At 75.1% G+C, this 14,762-nt stretch carries 14 protein-coding genes; 13 read left to right on the top strand and 1 reads right to left on the bottom strand.

What is annotated here, in order from left to right; translation table 11 throughout:
• The first annotated feature begins 2 nt into the window (after window positions 1-2).
• The 6 genes from EV188_RS06950 (at window position 3) to EV188_RS06925 (ending at window position 5,171) form a co-directional block, all read left to right on the top strand.
• Window positions 3-839, top strand: a complete 837-nt coding sequence (locus EV188_RS06950) for a mycofactocin-coupled SDR family oxidoreductase (RefSeq protein ID WP_133825546.1) — start codon at window positions 3-5, stop codon at window positions 837-839.
• A gap of 31 nt (window positions 840-870) precedes the next feature.
• Window positions 871-1,989 (top strand): NDMA-dependent alcohol dehydrogenase, encoded by a 1,119-nt coding sequence (locus tag EV188_RS06945; RefSeq protein WP_133825545.1) that lies wholly within the window; start codon window positions 871-873, stop codon window positions 1,987-1,989.
• 12 nt (window positions 1,990-2,001) lie between these two features.
• A complete protein-coding gene (locus tag EV188_RS06940) occupies window positions 2,002-2,427 on the top strand; it encodes a nuclear transport factor 2 family protein (RefSeq protein WP_133825544.1) in 426 nt (141 codons plus the stop codon).
• Window positions 2,424-2,864, top strand: coding sequence for a nuclear transport factor 2 family protein (locus EV188_RS06935; RefSeq protein ID WP_133825543.1), 441 nt, complete (start codon window positions 2,424-2,426; stop codon window positions 2,862-2,864). The genes EV188_RS06940 and EV188_RS06935 overlap by 4 nt, the downstream gene beginning before the upstream one ends.
• On the top strand, window positions 2,861-4,399 hold the full coding sequence (locus EV188_RS06930) for a class I adenylate-forming enzyme family protein (protein WP_166659758.1): 1,539 nt from the start codon (window positions 2,861-2,863) through the stop codon (window positions 4,397-4,399). The genes EV188_RS06935 and EV188_RS06930 overlap by 4 nt, the downstream gene beginning before the upstream one ends.
• A 100-nt stretch (window positions 4,400-4,499) precedes the next feature.
• Window positions 4,500-5,171, top strand: coding sequence for a TetR/AcrR family transcriptional regulator (locus EV188_RS06925; RefSeq protein ID WP_133825541.1), 672 nt, complete (start codon window positions 4,500-4,502; stop codon window positions 5,169-5,171).
• A 52-nt stretch (window positions 5,172-5,223) separates the two neighbouring features.
• Here EV188_RS06925 and EV188_RS06920 read toward each other — a convergent pair whose 3' ends face one another.
• Entirely contained in the window at window positions 5,224-6,924 is a 1,701-nt protein-coding gene (locus EV188_RS06920; RefSeq protein ID WP_133825540.1) for an acetyl/propionyl/methylcrotonyl-CoA carboxylase subunit alpha, read from the bottom strand.
• 89 nt (window positions 6,925-7,013) lie between these two features.
• Here EV188_RS06920 and EV188_RS06915 point away from each other — a divergent pair, with 89 nt between their 5' ends.
• The 7 genes from EV188_RS06915 to EV188_RS32465 all read left to right on the top strand — a co-directional run bounded on the left by EV188_RS06915 (window position 7,014) and on the right by EV188_RS32465 (window position 14,761).
• A complete protein-coding gene (locus EV188_RS06915) occupies window positions 7,014-8,600 on the top strand; it encodes an acyl-CoA carboxylase subunit beta (RefSeq protein ID WP_166659757.1) in 1,587 nt (528 codons plus the stop codon).
• Window positions 8,597-9,373 (top strand): enoyl-CoA hydratase/isomerase family protein, encoded by a 777-nt coding sequence (locus tag EV188_RS06910; RefSeq protein WP_133825538.1) that lies wholly within the window; start codon window positions 8,597-8,599, stop codon window positions 9,371-9,373. Before EV188_RS06915 ends, EV188_RS06910 begins: the two co-directional genes overlap by 4 nt.
• A gap of 79 nt (window positions 9,374-9,452) precedes the next feature.
• Complete coding sequence (locus tag EV188_RS06905) at window positions 9,453-10,202, top strand: ester cyclase (RefSeq protein ID WP_243741606.1); 750 nt, start codon at window positions 9,453-9,455, stop codon at window positions 10,200-10,202.
• Window positions 10,199-11,137 (top strand): LLM class flavin-dependent oxidoreductase, encoded by a 939-nt coding sequence (locus EV188_RS06900; RefSeq protein ID WP_133825536.1) that lies wholly within the window; start codon window positions 10,199-10,201, stop codon window positions 11,135-11,137. Before EV188_RS06905 ends, EV188_RS06900 begins: the two co-directional genes overlap by 4 nt.
• Window positions 11,134-12,372 (top strand): cytochrome P450, encoded by a 1,239-nt coding sequence (locus EV188_RS06895; RefSeq protein ID WP_133825535.1) that lies wholly within the window; start codon window positions 11,134-11,136, stop codon window positions 12,370-12,372. Before EV188_RS06900 ends, EV188_RS06895 begins: the two co-directional genes overlap by 4 nt.
• Entirely contained in the window at window positions 12,369-13,949 is a 1,581-nt protein-coding gene (locus EV188_RS06890; protein WP_133825534.1) for a class I adenylate-forming enzyme family protein, read from the top strand. Before EV188_RS06895 ends, EV188_RS06890 begins: the two co-directional genes overlap by 4 nt.
• A complete protein-coding gene (locus EV188_RS32465) occupies window positions 13,946-14,761 on the top strand; it encodes a MaoC family dehydratase (RefSeq protein WP_243741530.1) in 816 nt (271 codons plus the stop codon). The genes EV188_RS06890 and EV188_RS32465 overlap by 4 nt, the downstream gene beginning before the upstream one ends.
• Window position 14,762: the final 1 nt, after the last annotated feature.

Genomic DNA, 14,762 nt, shown 5'->3' with positions numbered 1-14,762 from the left:
CCATGACCGGACGCATGGAGGGCAAGGTCGTCCTCGTCACCGGGGCCGCCCGCGGGCAGGGCCGGGCCCACGCGGTCCGCCTCGCCCAGGAGGGCGCCGACGTCGTCGCCGTCGACCTCTGCGACGGCATCGACACGGTCGTCGGCAAGTACCCGCCGGCCACGCGCGAGGACCTCGACGAAACGGTCGCCCTGGTCGAGAAGCTGGACCGGCGGATCGTCGCCCGCGTCGCCGACGTACGCGACCAGGCCGCGCTCGACGCGGCGGTCGCCGACGGGATCGCGGAGCTGGGCCGGCTCGACGGCGTCGTCGCCAACGCCGGCATCGCGAGCTACGGGCGCGCGTGGGAGCTCGACGAGACCACGTGGCAGGACATGATCGACGTCAACCTCACCGGCGTCTGGCACACCGCGAAGGCGGCGATCCCGCAGCTCATCGAGGGCGGGGGCGGCGCGATGGTGTTCACGAGCTCGATCGGCGGGTTCAAGGGCATCCAGCAGGTCGGCCACTACGTGTCCGCCAAGCACGGAGTCGTCGGGCTCATGCGCAACCTCGCCAACGAGCTCGCGCCCTACCGCGTGCGCGTCAACACGGTGCACCCGACGAACGTCGACACGCACATGATCCAGAACCCGGGCACCTGGGGGATGTTCGCCCCCGGCGACCCGGAGCCCACGCAGGAGAAGGCCATCCCCGGCTTCACCTCGCTGAACGCGCTCGAGATCCCGTGGATCGAGTCGGTCGACGTCTCGAACGCGGTGCTGTTCCTGCTCTCCGACGAGGCTCGCTACATCACCGGCGCGACGCTGCCGGTCGATGCGGGCGCCGCGATCAAGTGACCAGGCCATCGACCGAACTGGGGAGACGACCATGAAGACCCGCGGAGCCCTCATCTGGGAGCCCGGCACGCGCTCGGGCTGGAGCGTCGAGGACATCGAGATCGACCCGCCCAAGGAGCACGAGGCGCTGATCAAGCTCGCGGCCTCGGGCATCTGCCACTCCGACGACCACATCGACACCGGCGACATCCCGCTGCCGTGGGCGCCGCTGCTCGGCGGGCACGAGGGGGCGGGCGTCGTCGAGGAGGTCGGGCCCGGCGTCACCTACGTGAAGCCCGGCGACCACGTCGTCATGTCGTTCCTGCCCTCGTGCGGGCGGTGCGCGATGTGCGTCAAGGGCAAGGGCAGCCTCTGCGAGCTGGCCGCGGGCGTGCTCTCCGGCGTCGCGCCCGACGGCACCCACCGCGTGCACGCGCGTGGCAAGGGCGTCGGCTGCATGTCCTACCTCGGCACCTTCAGCCCGTACGTCTGCGCCCCGCTCGACGCCGTGGTCAAGGTCCCCGAGGACATGCCGCTGGACAAGGCCGCGCTGATCGGGTGCGGGGTGCCCACCGGCTGGGGCTCGGCGGTGTACGCCGCGGAGATCCAGCTGGGCGACACCGTGGTGGTCGTCGGCACCGGCGGCGTCGGGATGAACGCGGTGCAGGGCGCCCGGCTCAAGGGCGCGCGGAACATCGTCGCCGTCGACCCGGTCTCCTTCAAGCGCGAGAAGGCCATGGAGTTCGGCGCGACGCACGCCGCGTCGGACTGGGCGGAGGCCCGGGAGATCGTCGACGCCCTGACGAACGGGCAGGGCGCCGAGCGCGTGATCCTCACCGTCGGCGTCGTCGAGGGCGACATGCTCGAGGAGGCGCAGCAGCTGGTGACGCGCGGCGGGGTGCTCGTCCTGACCGGGGTGTCGCCGGCGCTGCAGCGCGAGGTGAAGCTCGACATCTTCACCGTCGTGCTCTCGGGCAAGCGGATCCAGGGCTCGCTCTACGGGACGACGAACGCGCGCACCGACATCCCGCTGCTCGCTGACCTCTACCTGCGCGGCGAGCTGAAGCTCGACGAGCTGATCACGCGCACCTACTCGCTCGACGACATCAACCAGGCCTTCCGCGACATGCACGACGGCAAGAACGTGCGCGGCGTGATCGTCTACGACTGAGGAGCTGCTCCGATGCCCGACGCGAACGACCGCGCCGAGATCGTCCAGGCCACCCACCTCTACGCCCGGGGCCTCGACCGCTTCGACCCCAAGGAGGCCCTCTCCGCCTACACCGACGACGCCGTCTGGGACGCGACGGGCGTCGGCCTGGAGCGCTACGAGGGCCGCGAGCAGGTCCTCGCGTTCTTCGAGCGCGACGCCGGCTCGATGGCCGAGCAGTTCCACCTCATGACCAACCACGTCGTCGAGTTCGACGACGACGACCACGCGCACGGCACGAACTACGTGCTGGCCGAGGGGAGGACGACGACCGGGGCGTCGATCAAGGCGGCGGCACTCAACGTCGACACCTACCGGCGCACGGCGAGCGGGTGGAAGATCGCCAGCCGCGTGATCACGCCGTTGACGACCCCGCAGATGGAGGGGTTCGAGGCATGAGCTCCTCCGACGCCGACGAGGTCGTGCGCGCCTATCTCGACGCGGTCGGCGCGCTGGACCTCGAGGCGCTCGCGGACACGCTCGCCGACGACGTCGTCATGGACCTGCCCTACGCCCCGCCCGGCTTCCCGCGGCGGGTCGAGGGCAAGGCGGACGTCACCGCGTTCTTCGCCGGGATGCCGGCGATGATCACGCCGCTGCGCTTCCACGACTACCGGCTCGACGCGCTGGCCGACGACCCGGGCTCGATCGTCGCGCAGTACGCCAGCGACGCCCGCATCCTCGCCACCGACCGGCCGTACCGGAACTCCTACATCGCGCGGTTCCGGGTGCGCGGCGGCGCGATCACGTGGTTCGCCGAGTACTTCGACCCCGTCACGCTCGTCGAGGCGCTCGGCGGCACGGTGACGATGCCGGGGCAGGAGGTCCCGACGTGAGGGTGCTCCGCACCCTGCCGCAGCTGCTCGACGACGCGGTGGCGCGGTCGCCGACGCGGGAGGTCGCGTTCCCGGCGGAGCGCGCGAGCTGGCCCTCCCTGCGGGGTACCGCCCGGGCCTGGGCGGCGGGCCTGCACGCGCGCGGGGTGCGGCGCGGCGACCGGGTGCTGCTCGTCCTGCCGAGCGGGCTCGACGCCGTCGCCGGCATCGTCGGGGCGACGATGCTCGGCGCGATCCCGACGCCGGTGAACCCGCGGGGCACCGCGGACGAGACCGCGTGGCTGCGCGGGGACGCCGAGCCCGCCGTCGTCGTCGCGTCGCCGGAGCTGCTGTCCCTCGCGGGGCCGGGCGCGGTCACGCCGGACGAGATCGCCGGGAACGGCGACGTCCCCGACGTCGCCGTCACTCCCGACGACCCGATGATCCTGCTCTACACGTCGGGCACGACGTCGCGCCCGCGCGGCTGCGTGCACACCCACGGCGCGTACACGGCACTGGGCGAGAACCTCGTCGAGCGGCTGCGGCTGACGCCCGACGACCGGTTCTGGACGCCGCTGCCGCTGCACCACTGCGGCGGGATCGACCTGCTCACGGGCTCGCTCGCCGCCGGCTGCACGCTCGTGCACGTCGGGGCGTTCACGCCGGACACCGCCTGGCGCCAGCTCGTCGACGAGCGCGCGAGCGTCGCGTTCCCGGCGTTCGACACGATCTGGCTGCCGGTGCTCGACCACCCGGCCTACGACCCGGCGCTCGTGCCCGACCTGCGCACCGTGATCAACGTCGGGCCGGCCGAGCGGATGGCCGCGATGCAGGCGCGGATGCCCGGGTCTGTCCAGATCTCGTGCCTCGGTGGCACCGAGTCAGCCGGGTTCTGCTGCGTGGGGTCGGTCGACGACCCGCCCGAGGCCCGCGCGGGCACGAGCGGCGTGCCGCTGCGGGACATGGAGGCGACGGTCCGCGATCCGGAGACCGGACGCGAGTGCGGGCCGGGCGAGATCGGGGAGTTCCTGCACCGCGGGGTCTCGCGGATGGCGTACTACCACGGCGACCCGGAGACCACGGCCGAGCGGATCGACGCCGAGGGCTGGTTCCACACCGGCGACCTGGTGCGCCGCGACGCCGCCGGGCGGTTCACGTTCGTCAGCAGGCTCAAGGACATGCTCAAGGTCGGCGGGGAGAACGTCGCCGCGGCGGAGGTCGAGGGCCGGCTCGCCGAGCACCCGGCGGTCGGCGTGGTGGCGGTGGTCGGCGCGCCCGACGCGCGGCTCGGCGAGGTGGCCGCGGCGTACGTCGAGCTGGCGCCGGCGTTCCGGGACGCGGACACCGACGCGCTGGGCCGCGAGCTCCTCGACCACTGCCTGGCGACGCTCGCGACGTTCAAGGCCCCGCGCTACCTCGAGTTCGTCGACGCGTGGCCGATGTCGGGCACCAAGGTGCAGAAAGGGGTGCTGCGCGAGCGGATCGCCGCCGACCTCGCCGCGCGGGGCGTGACCGAGGCGCCGCGGATGTCGCGGCGTCACCTGACGGCGGGGTAAGCTGCGCGGCGCGTACCTACCGACCGTATGGTGGTCAGGCGGGAGACGAAGCTTGCGGAGCTCGACCCGTGGTGGAGAGCGAACACCAGGAGCAGAGCACATGGCACAGGACCGCCGCCCGGCCGGGCGCAGCGAGCGCCGGGCCGCCGGGGAGCGCAAGCCCCGGGAGGAGCGCTGGGCCCAGCTCCTCGAGGTGGCCACCCAGATGTTCTACGAGAAGGGCTACGACGGCGCCTCCCTGCAGGACATCGCCGACCGCCTCGGCATGCTCAAGGGCAGCCTGTACTACTACATCCAGTCCAAGGAGGACCTGCTCTTCGAGGTGATCAGCGAGGTCCACCGCGAGGGCTTCGCCGTGGTCTCCTCCGCCTCGCAGGGCCCCGGCGACCCCCTGGACCGCCTCGAGCGCACCATCCGCGCCCACGTCGAGCACGCGTGCCGCAACCTCGTGCCGACCGCCGTGTTCCTCCACGAGCTCGAGTCGCTGCCCACCGCCCGCCGCGAGGAGATCCTCGGCAGCGGCCACGCCTACCAGGGCGTGTTCCGCGACCTCGTCGCCGAGGCGCAGCGCGACGGCCTCGCCCGCCCCGACGTCGACCCGCGCGTCGCCGGGCTGTCGATCCTCGGGTCGACGAACTGGGTCTACCGCTGGTTCCGCGCCGACGGCCCCTCGACGCCCGAGGAGATCGGCGTCCAGCTCGCCGCGATGGCCGTGCACGGCGTCGCGACGGCCGAGGTCCTCGCCGCCCGCGGCGCCGTGGTCGGCGCGTAGGGAGCAGCGAACGGCCTGTTCGCTGCTTCTCCGCGCGCTAAGTCCGCGTTGATCATGGCGCGCCCATCACCACCAGCGCGCTCCCCGCCGTCACGCGGTCGCCGGGCGCCACGTGCACGGCGTCGACGCGTGCCGCGTGCGGCGCGCGCACGGGCAGCTCCATCTTCATCGCCTCGAGCACGACGAGGACCGCGCCGGCGGCCACGTCGTCGCCCGCCTTCACCGCGACGTCGACGACGGTGGCGTCCATCGGCGCGACGGGGTCGCCGGTGGCCGCGGCGGCGGACGGGGCGTCGGCCGACGGGGCCGCGGCCTCGGTGACGACGGCGTCGCCCCGGTGGCGCGGGACGCGCAGGGTCAGCGGGCCGCGGTCGGTGGCGAGGCGGATCGAGCGTGTCGTGGAGGCCGCGGCCGCGGGCGAGGCGGGCGTCGGCGACGGTGCCCAGTCCCGCTCCACGCTGCCGGTGTCGTGGGCCACGGCCGCGTACTCGGGGCGGTCGAGCACCGTGCGCAGGTACGACGCCGTGGTGGGCACGCCGGCGACCACGAGGTCGTCGAGCCCGCCGGCGAGACGGGTCACCGCCGTCGCGCGGTCGGGGCCCCAGGCGAGGACCTTGCCGAGCAGCGAGTCGTAGTCGCGGGGCACGGTGTCGCCGGCCTCGACGCCGAGGTCGGCGCGGACCCAAGGCCCGGTCGGGACCCGGAGGTCGCTGATCCGCCCGGGGGACGGCACGAACCCCGCCCCCGGGTCCTCGGCGGCGATGCGGGCCTGGATCGCGTGGCCGCGCACCTCGACGGTGCCGAGGACGTCGTGCAGCGTCTCCCCGGCCGCGAGCCGGAGCTGGGCGACGACGAGGTCGACGCCCGTGACCAGCTCGGTGACGCCGTGCTCGACCTGCAGCCGGGTGTTCATCTCGAGGAACGCGGGCGCGCCGGTGTCGCGGTCGAGCAGGAACTCGACGGTGCCCGCCCCCCGGTACCCGACGCCGTCCGCGAGGCGACGTGCCGCCGCGTGGAGCTCGTCGCGGACGGGCAGGTCCGGCGCCGGGGCCTCCTCGAGCAGTTTCTGGTGGCGGCGCTGCACGGTGCAGTCGCGGTCGCCGAGGACGGCCACCGCGCCGTGGTGGTCGGCGAGCACCTGCACCTCGACGTGGCGCGCGCGGGCGACGTGGCGCTCGAGGAACACCTCGCCGCGCCCGAACGCCGCGGCCGCCTCGCGCCCGGCGGCGGCCAGGGCGTCGTCGAGGTCGGCGGGCCCGGCGACGACGCGCATGCCCCGCCCGCCGCCGCCGTGCGCGGCCTTGACCAGGAGCGGGAAGCCGATCTCGGCGGCGGCGGCGCGCGCGAGATCGGCCTCCACCGGCCCGTCGCTCCCGGGAAGCACCGGCACCCCGGCCTCGCGCGCCAGCGCCCGCGCGCGCACCTTGTCGCCCATCGCCGCGACGACGTCGGCCGGCGGGCCCACGAACACCAGCCCGGCCTCGACCACCGCCCGCGCGAACCCGGCGTCCTCGGCGAGCAGGCCGTAGCCGGGGTGCACCGCCCCGACCCCGCCGTCGAGCGCCGCGCGCACGACGGCGTCGACGTCCAGGTAGGAGGCCACGGGCACGGCGTCGTCGGCGACGCGCACCGCCAGCGACCCGGCGTCGACGTCGGTGTGCACCACGATCGAGCGCAGCCCCAGTTCGCGGCAGGCGCGCACGATCCGGACGGCCACCTCACCCCGGTTGGCGACGAGGACGGAGCCGAGCATGGCGACCTCCCGAGAACTCATCTACCAAACGGCCGGATGGTAGATTACCGTCGCCGCGAGAGCCACGTCACGTCATGCGGGAGGCCATCGTGCCGGTCGAGCACGCCGGGGGGCGCGCGAACGGCGTGTCCACCTCACGCGCGGGCATGGACGCCGCGCACGCCGAGCTCGACCGCCGCCGCGCCGCCGCCGAGGCCATGGGCGGCGAGCAGGCGATCGCGCGGCACCACGCGTCGGGCCGGATGACGGTGCGCGAGCGGGTCGCGCGGCTCGTGGACGCGGGGACCTGGTTCGAGATCGGGGCGCTCGCCGAGCCGGAGATCCGGCGCGAGAAGCCGGTGCCCGGTGACGCCGTCGTCACCGGGTTCGGCACGCTCGACGGGCGCCGGGTCGGCGTGATCGGCATCGACGCGACGGCCGTCGCCGGGACCACCGCGCCGATCAGCATGCGCAAGCAGGGCCGCCTCATCGAGCACGCCCAGCGCGGCGGGTTCCCGCTGGTGCTGCTCTGCGACGCCGACGGCGGCCGCATGCCCGACGTCATGGGCTGGCGGTTCTCCGGCCTGCCCCTGGACTTCACGAGCTTCCTCGGCGCCACCGACGGCTCGCCCGCGGTCCCGCGCGCGGCCGCCGTGCTCGGCCCGAGCTACGGCGACTCGGCCCTGCACGCCGCCACGGCGCACTACGTCGTCATGACCCGCGGGTCGTCGGTGGCCCTGTCGGGGCCGTCGGTGGTCGAGCCCGCGATCGGCGAGCGCGTGTCCGACGACGAGCTCGGCGGCCCCGAGGCCGCGACGGCCGCCGGCAACGCGCACCTCGTCGTCGACACCGAGCGCGACGCGCTCGCCGCGCTCGGCGCGTTCCTGTCGTACCTGCCGTCCAACGCCGCGCTGCCCGCCCCGGTGAGCGACTCCGTGGCGCCCGCCCGCACCGACCTCGCCGACGTCGTGCCCACCGGCGCCCGCGCGGGCTACGACATGCGCGAGGTGATCGCCGGCGTCGCCGACGCCGAGTCGGTGCTGCCATGGGCGGACGGGTGGGGCCCGAGCCTGCTGTGCGCGCTCGCCCGGATCGAGGGCCGGCCGGTGGGGATCGTCGCCAACCAGCCCCTGGTCCGCGCCGGCGCGCTCGACCCCGAGTCGCTGGCCAAGGAGCACGACTTCGTCGACCTCTGCGACACCTTCGGGCTGCCGCTCGTGTTCCTGCACGACGTGCCGGGCCTGATGATCGGCAGCCAGGCCGAGCGCGCCGGCATCCTGCACGCCTACGAGCGCACGGTCTCGCGCATCGCCCGGGCCACGGTCCCGCGCGTCGGCGTCGTGCTGCGCAAGGCCTACGGCGGCGGGCACTTCGCCATGGGCGGGCGCCCCACCCGGCCGGACTTCCTCTACGCCTGGCCCACCGCCGAGATGGGGTTCATGGCGCCCGAGACCGGCATCCGCACCGTGCACCGCCGCGCGCTCGACCGCCTGCTCGAGGACGAGGGCCCGGAGGCCCGCGACGCCCGCGCCGCCGAGCTGACCGCCGAGTGGGTCGCCGAGTCCGAGCCGTGGGAGGCCGCCGCGCACCTCTCGCTCGACGACGTCATCGCGCCGGCGTCCACCCGGCACGTGATCGCCACCAGCATCGAGATCGCGTGGGGCGAGCGGCCGCACCGGACGGGAGCTCGGCCATGACGGAGTACACCGAGATCACCGTGAAAGACGACGGCCCGGTCGCGGTGATCCACCTCGACCGGCCCGAGAAGCTCAACGCGCTCACCGAGGCGTTCTGGCCGCAGATGCGCGACGCGCTCGCGCGGCTCGAGGCGTCGGGGACGACGCGCGCCGTGGTGCTCACCGGCGCCGGCGACAAGGCGTTCTCCGCGGGCGGTGACATCGCCGGGTTCGGCGAGCTGGACGGCACCGCGGCCAAGCGGGCGTTCCAGGCCGACTGCCTGCGGACGTTCGCGGCGATCGAGGAGTCGCCGTTGCCGGTGATCGCCGCGGTCAACGGCTACGCCTTCGGCGGCGGCTGCGAGCTGGCGCTGGCGTGCGACCTGGTGATCGCCTCCGAGCGGGCGGCGTTCGCCATGCCCGAGAGCGGGATCGGCCTCGTCCCGGGCTTCGGCGTGCTGCGCGGACCGGCGGTGATGGGCCGGCACTGGACGAAGTGGATGGTGCTCGCGGGCGAGCGGCTCGACGCCGCGACCGCCGAGCGCGTCGGCCTCGTGCAGAAGGTGACGGCCCACGACGCGCTGCTCGACGAGGCCGTCGCCCTGGGGCAGCGGATCGCCCGCGCGGCGCCGCTGGCCGTGCGCGTCGGCAAGACGATGATCAACCGCGGCGTCGACCGCGGCGAGACCGGCTACTCGCTCGAGGCGGTGACCATGCTGCAGGAGACCGCCGACACCGCCGAGGGGATCGCGGCGTTCACCGAGAAGCGGCCGCCGCGGTTCGAGGGTCGCTGACATGGAGACGGAGCATCCAGACGAGCACGCCGATAGGGGAGCTCGACGATCGACACAGCCCGATCCGTTCGTGGCGCTCATGCGCCGCTACGTCGTCGACTACACCAACTCCCACGACCTCGCGGTCTGCGACGAGATCATGGAGCCCGACTACGTGCTGCGCATGGGCCCGCACGAGGTCGCCGGCCGCGACGAGGCCTACAAGCCCGCGACGCGGCGCCAGCTCGAGCAGTTCCCGGGCCTCGGGCTCACCGTCCACGACGTCGTCAGCAACGGTGAGCGCCTCGCCCTGCTGTTCTCCGAGCACGGCGCCTCGGTGCGCCACGACGGCGCGCCGGCCGCCTGGCGCGGCATCGGGCTCTACGCGTGGAACGGCACCCGCCTGACCGCCAACCGCGTCGAGCAGGACTACCTGGCCCGCCGCCGCCAGCTCGCCGACGGCATTCCGGACACGGTGCCGTCGCCGGCCCTCGCGCCGTGGGACACCGTCGCCCGCGAGCCCGACGCCGCCGTCGAGAAGGTCGCCGCCGCGTGGGCCGATCAGGGGGCGCCGGCGGTCGGTGACGTGGTGCTGGACGACGGGCGGGACCCCGACCCGTTGATCGACATCGACGACGTCGTCGTCGACGACCTGTTCACCGCCGGCGACCGGGCCGCGGTGCACGTGACCGTGCACGGCCGGTTCCGGGGCGGGCTGGACGGCTGTGACCAGCAGGTCGGTGCCCCGGCGACCCTGCACGCCGCCGCGCTCGTCACCGTCGCCGACGGGCACGTGGTCGCCGGCCAGGTGGTCCGCGACCGCCTGGGGCTCGCGAAGGCGCTGCGATGACGCGCGTCGGGCTGTACCTCGACCTGCGCATCCCGCCCGGCACGCGCGGCGCCGACGTCTACGCGCGCACGCTCGACCGCGTCGCCGACGCCGAGCGCCGCGGGCTCGAGGCCGCGTGGGTCACCGAGCACCACGGGTTCGCCGACGGCTACCTGCCCGCCCCGTTGACCGCGACCGCGGCGATCGCCGCGCGGACCCGGACCCTGCGTGTCGGCACGGCCGTGGTGATCGGGCCGATGCTCCCGGCGGAGACGCTCGCCGAGCAGGCCGCGGTCGTCGACCTGATCTCCGGCGGACGGCTCGAGCTCGGCGTCGGCGCGGGCTGGAGCGCCGCCGAGTTCGCGCGGGTCGGCGCCGACCACCGCGCCCGCTACACGACGCTCGAGGACCAGCTGCGCCGGCTGCCCGGGCTCTGGGCCGACGGCACCGTCACCCCCGCGCCGGTGCAGGACCCGCTGCCGACGTGGGTCGGCGCGCGCGGCCCGCGCGGCGCGCGCCTCGCCGGGCGCGTCGGCGCCGGGCTGCTGTGGCTCGACCCGGCCCTGGTCGACCCGTACCTCGAGGGGCTGGGTGGTCGCGAGGGCCGCCTCGGCGGGCTCGTCAACGTCCTGCTCGCCGACGACCCGGACGCCGCGAAGGAGGAGGTCCGTGCGGCCGCGCGCCGCAACCGCGCGTCGTACTCCGGCAACGACGACGCCGCAGCCACGAAGGGCGACACCACCTTCCCGAGACTGCGCGTCCTCACCGCCGACGACGCCGTGGCCGCGATCCGCGAGCAGCTGGCGCCGCTGGCCGCGCGGCTCCCCGTCACCGACGTCTTCTGCTTCGCCGACCTCGGCGGGCTGCCCGCGGACGTCGTCGACCGCCACCTCGAGCTGGTCACCGACGTGCTGCGGCCCGGACTCGAGCTCGCCCCCGTCGGAGGTGCGCCATGACCCTCGAGCTCCCCGACGACCTCCTCACCCCCGAGGCCGTCCGCGACCCCGACGCCGCCGCCGCGGTGCTGCGCGCGCACGACCCCGTGCACTGGAGCCCGGCGCACCGCGCGTGGCTGGTCACGCGCTTCGACGACGTCGTCGCCGCGTTCCGCAACCCGGCACTGTCGTCGGACCGGGTGCGACCCGTCATGCAGCGCCGCACGCAGCCCGCGGACGCGACGCACCGGGTCCTCGGGCTCATCAGCGAGTGGATGGTCGTCACCGACCCGCCCGCGCACACCCGCCTGCGGCGCCTGGCCGGGGCGGCGTTCAAGCAGCAGCAGATCGCCGCCATGGAGGACCGGATCCAGGCCCTCGTCGACGAGCTGGTGGACGCGTTCCTGGCGGACGACGGCACCGACCTCGTCGCCGGCGTCGCCTACCCGCTGCCCGCCATCGTCATCGCCGAGATGCTCGGCGCGCCGCCGCGGGACCGCGACCGCTTCCGCGAGTGGTCCGACGAGCTCGCCCTCGTGGCGTTCGGCGCCGGTGGCGACGCGCGCCCCGACCGCCACGAGCGGGCCCTGCGCGGGCTCGAGGAGATGGCGGGCTACTTCCGCGAGCTGGTCGCGCACCGCCGTCACGACCCGGGCGGCGACATGCTCTCGGCGATGATCAGTGACGGCACCGAGCAGGACGGGCTCTCCGACGACGAGCTCGTCGGCATGTGCGCGCTGCTGCTGTTCGCCGGCCACGAGACGACGACCAACGCCATCGCCAACGCCGTCCGCCTGCTCACCGCCGACCCCGCGCTGCGCGACCGCGTGCGCGACGACCCGGCGCTGGTCAACCCGGCCGTCGAGGAGGCGCTGCGGCTCGTGGGGCCGATCAAGGTGCTGGTGCGCTGGGTCGTCGAGGACCACGAGCTGCGGGGGCACACGATCCGCCAGGGCGAGCGCGTCTACCTGCTGCTCTGCGGCGCCAACCGCGACCCCGAGCGCTTCGCCGACCCGGACACGGTCGACCTCGCCCGCGAGCGCGCCACCCACATCGCGTTCGGGCGCGGCATCCACGCCTGCATCGGCGCCCAGCTCGCGCGCATCGAGACCCGCATCGCCGTCGGCACGCTGCTGCGCCGGCTGCCGGGGCTGCGCGTCGAGGGCGACCCCGAGTACCTGCCGACGATCGCCTCGCGCGCGCAGACGTCGTTGCCGGTGACCCACGACGGCGTGCCGGCCGGGACGACGCGATGAGACCCCGCGTCACGACCCTGCACGAGCTCGTCGACGAGTCCGCCGCGCTCGACCCGGACGCCGAGGCCCTGGTCTTCGCCGACGGCGAGCGGCTGACCGTCGGCGCGCTCGCCGACCGGTCGGTGCGCCACGCCGCCGCGCTGCTCGCGCTCGGGGTGACCGCGGGCGACCGGGTGGCGCTGCTCCTGCCCGCCTCCGCCGACCTGGTCGCGCTCCTGCTCGCCGTGACGCGGGTCGGGGCGGTGGCCGTGCCCGTCAACGCCCGCTACCGCCCCGACGAGGTGCGCCACGTCGTCGTGCACTCCGGCGCCGCGCTCGTCGTCACCGCGCCCCCGAGCACCCCCGGCGCGCCGGACCTTGACGACCTCGCGCGCCGGGCCGTCGCCGCGGGCCCGACGCCGGAGCTGCGGGCGGTGGCCACCCTGGCGGAGCTCGGCGACCACGACACGGCGCCGGTGGCCGACGCCCAGGCCGGCACCCGCGTCCGCGACGCCGCCGTGCTCGTCTACACGTCCGGCACGACCGCGGCGCCGAAGGGCGCGCTGCTCTCCCACGAGGCGCTCGTGCGGCTCGCGGCCGGGATCGCCGAGCGGATGGCGCTCACGCCCGCCGACCGCATCTGGACCGCGATCCCGCTCTTCCACGGCGGCGGCATCACGTTCGCGCTGTCGGCCCTGACCGCCCGCGCCGCGTTCGTCCACCCCGGCTTCTTCGACCCGACGACGACGCCGGCCCTGCTGGAGTCCGAGCGGATCACGGTCGCGCTCGCGGCGTTCGAGACGATCTGGATGCCGGTGCTGGACCGCCCCGACTTCCCCGACCGGGACCTGCAGCGGATCCGGCTCGTCATGGCGGTTGGGGTGCCCGAGCGGCTGCGGACGATGGCCGACCGCGTCCCGCAGGCGGCCCACGTCTCGTGCGTCGCGATGACCGAGTCGTCGGCGTTCCTCGCCCTCGGTCGCCTCGACGACCCGCTCGACGCCCGCCTGACCACCGGTGGCCACCCGATGCCGGGCATGCGCGTGCGCGTGGTCGACCCGGAGACCGGGCGCGACCTCCCGCCCGACACCCCGGGCGAGCTGCTGTTCCGGGGGCCGACCGCGTTCGACGGCTACTTCCGCGACCCCGAGGCCACCGCCGCGACGATCGACGCCCAAGGCTGGGTGCACACCGGCGACGTCGTCACGGTCGACGCCGACGGCCGCGTCACGTTCCGCACGCGCCTCAAGGACATGCTCAAGGTCGGCGGCGAGAACGTGTCGGCCGCCGAGATCGAGAACCACCTGCTCACCCACCCCGCGGTGGGCGTCGTCGCGGTCGTCGCCGCGCCGGACGCCCGCTACGTCGAGGTGCCCGCCGCGTTCGTCCAGCTCGCGCCCGGCGCGACCGCGACCGCCGAGGAGCTGATCGCCCACTGCGTCGGGCGGATCGCGAGCTTCCGCGTGCCGCGCTACGTGCGCTTCGTCGAGGCGTGGCCGATGTCGGGCACCAAGATCCGCAAGGTCGAGCTGCGAGGCCGGATCGCCGAGGAGCTCGCGGCCGCGGGGATCACCGAGGCGCCGCGGGTGGGCGCGTGACGACGGTCCCGGCCCCCGAGGAGCTCGCCGGCCGGCGGCTGCCCGGCGGCACGTGCCGCGTCGAGGGCTACGAGAGCCTGCTGATGCACGACGCGGTGCGGGCCCCGCGCGCGGCGCACCCGCACCCGATCTGGGCGTTCCTCGCGCCGCAGCGGGGGATGGGGTGCTCGCTCGGGGAGCTGTTCGAGAGCTTCGGCTGCGCGCTCGACGAGGGGCCGCTGCTGGGGCGGTTCGGCGCGCGGTTCGCCGGCCCGCTGGTGCTCGACGTCGAGCACGAGGTGCGGGGCGGCATCACCGGCGTCCGGCGCCGGCGGGGACGCGTGCTGGGGGTCGTCGACGAGGTCGAGATGGTGCTCGACCTGCTGCGCGACGGCGCCCCGGTGCTCACCGCGACCTACGGGTTCCTGCTGCCGCGACCGGGGATCACCGACGCGCCGGCGGCGTCCGGGACGCGCGAGAACGTCCCCGAGAGCACCGAGCACCTCGGACCGTCGATCACCGTCCGCGCCGACGAGATGAAGCTGATGGCGCTCCTGCTGCGCGACCCCAACCCGATCCACCTCGACCCGGACGCCGCGGCCGCCGCGGGCCTCGGCCGCGCGTGCGTCAACCAGGGCCCCGCGAACCTCGCCTACGCGCTGACCCACCTCACCGCGCGGGCCCCGGGCGCGACGCTCACGGCGTTCGACGCCCGCTTCCGCGCGACGGTCGTGGCCGGCGACGTCGTCACCCCGGTCGCGCGCGACGACGGCCGGTTCGCGCTGCGCCACGCCGACGGCCGGGACGCGGTGACCGGCACCGCGGAGTTCTGAG

The sequence above is a fragment of the Actinomycetospora succinea genome (assembly GCF_004363095.1).
GTDB lineage: Bacteria > Actinomycetota > Actinomycetes > Mycobacteriales > Pseudonocardiaceae > Actinomycetospora > Actinomycetospora succinea.
This window is presented reverse-complemented; position numbering and strand designations above follow the sequence as displayed.

What these genes read in the sequence shown, in the direction of transcription:
- EV188_RS06950 (WP_133825546.1), top strand. Translation starts at nt 3, where the DNA reads ATGACCGGACGCATGGAGGGCAAGGTCGTCCTCGTCACCGGGGCCGCC.
- EV188_RS06945 (WP_133825545.1), top strand. Translation starts at nt 871, where the DNA reads ATGAAGACCCGCGGAGCCCTCATCTGGGAGCCCGGCACGCGCTCGGGC.
- EV188_RS06940 (WP_133825544.1), top strand. Translation starts at nt 2,002, where the DNA reads ATGCCCGACGCGAACGACCGCGCCGAGATCGTCCAGGCCACCCACCTC.
- EV188_RS06935 (WP_133825543.1), top strand. Translation starts at nt 2,424, where the DNA reads ATGAGCTCCTCCGACGCCGACGAGGTCGTGCGCGCCTATCTCGACGCG.
- EV188_RS06925 (WP_133825541.1), top strand. Translation starts at nt 4,500, where the DNA reads ATGGCACAGGACCGCCGCCCGGCCGGGCGCAGCGAGCGCCGGGCCGCC.
- EV188_RS06920 (WP_133825540.1), bottom strand. Translation starts at nt 6,924, where the DNA reads ATGCTCGGCTCCGTCCTCGTCGCCAACCGGGGTGAGGTGGCCGTCCGG.
- EV188_RS06910 (WP_133825538.1), top strand. Translation starts at nt 8,597, where the DNA reads ATGACGGAGTACACCGAGATCACCGTGAAAGACGACGGCCCGGTCGCG.
- EV188_RS06905 (WP_243741606.1), top strand. Translation starts at nt 9,453, where the DNA reads ATGCGCCGCTACGTCGTCGACTACACCAACTCCCACGACCTCGCGGTC.
- EV188_RS06900 (WP_133825536.1), top strand. Translation starts at nt 10,199, where the DNA reads ATGACGCGCGTCGGGCTGTACCTCGACCTGCGCATCCCGCCCGGCACG.
- EV188_RS06895 (WP_133825535.1), top strand. Translation starts at nt 11,134, where the DNA reads ATGACCCTCGAGCTCCCCGACGACCTCCTCACCCCCGAGGCCGTCCGC.
- EV188_RS06890 (WP_133825534.1), top strand. Translation starts at nt 12,369, where the DNA reads ATGAGACCCCGCGTCACGACCCTGCACGAGCTCGTCGACGAGTCCGCC.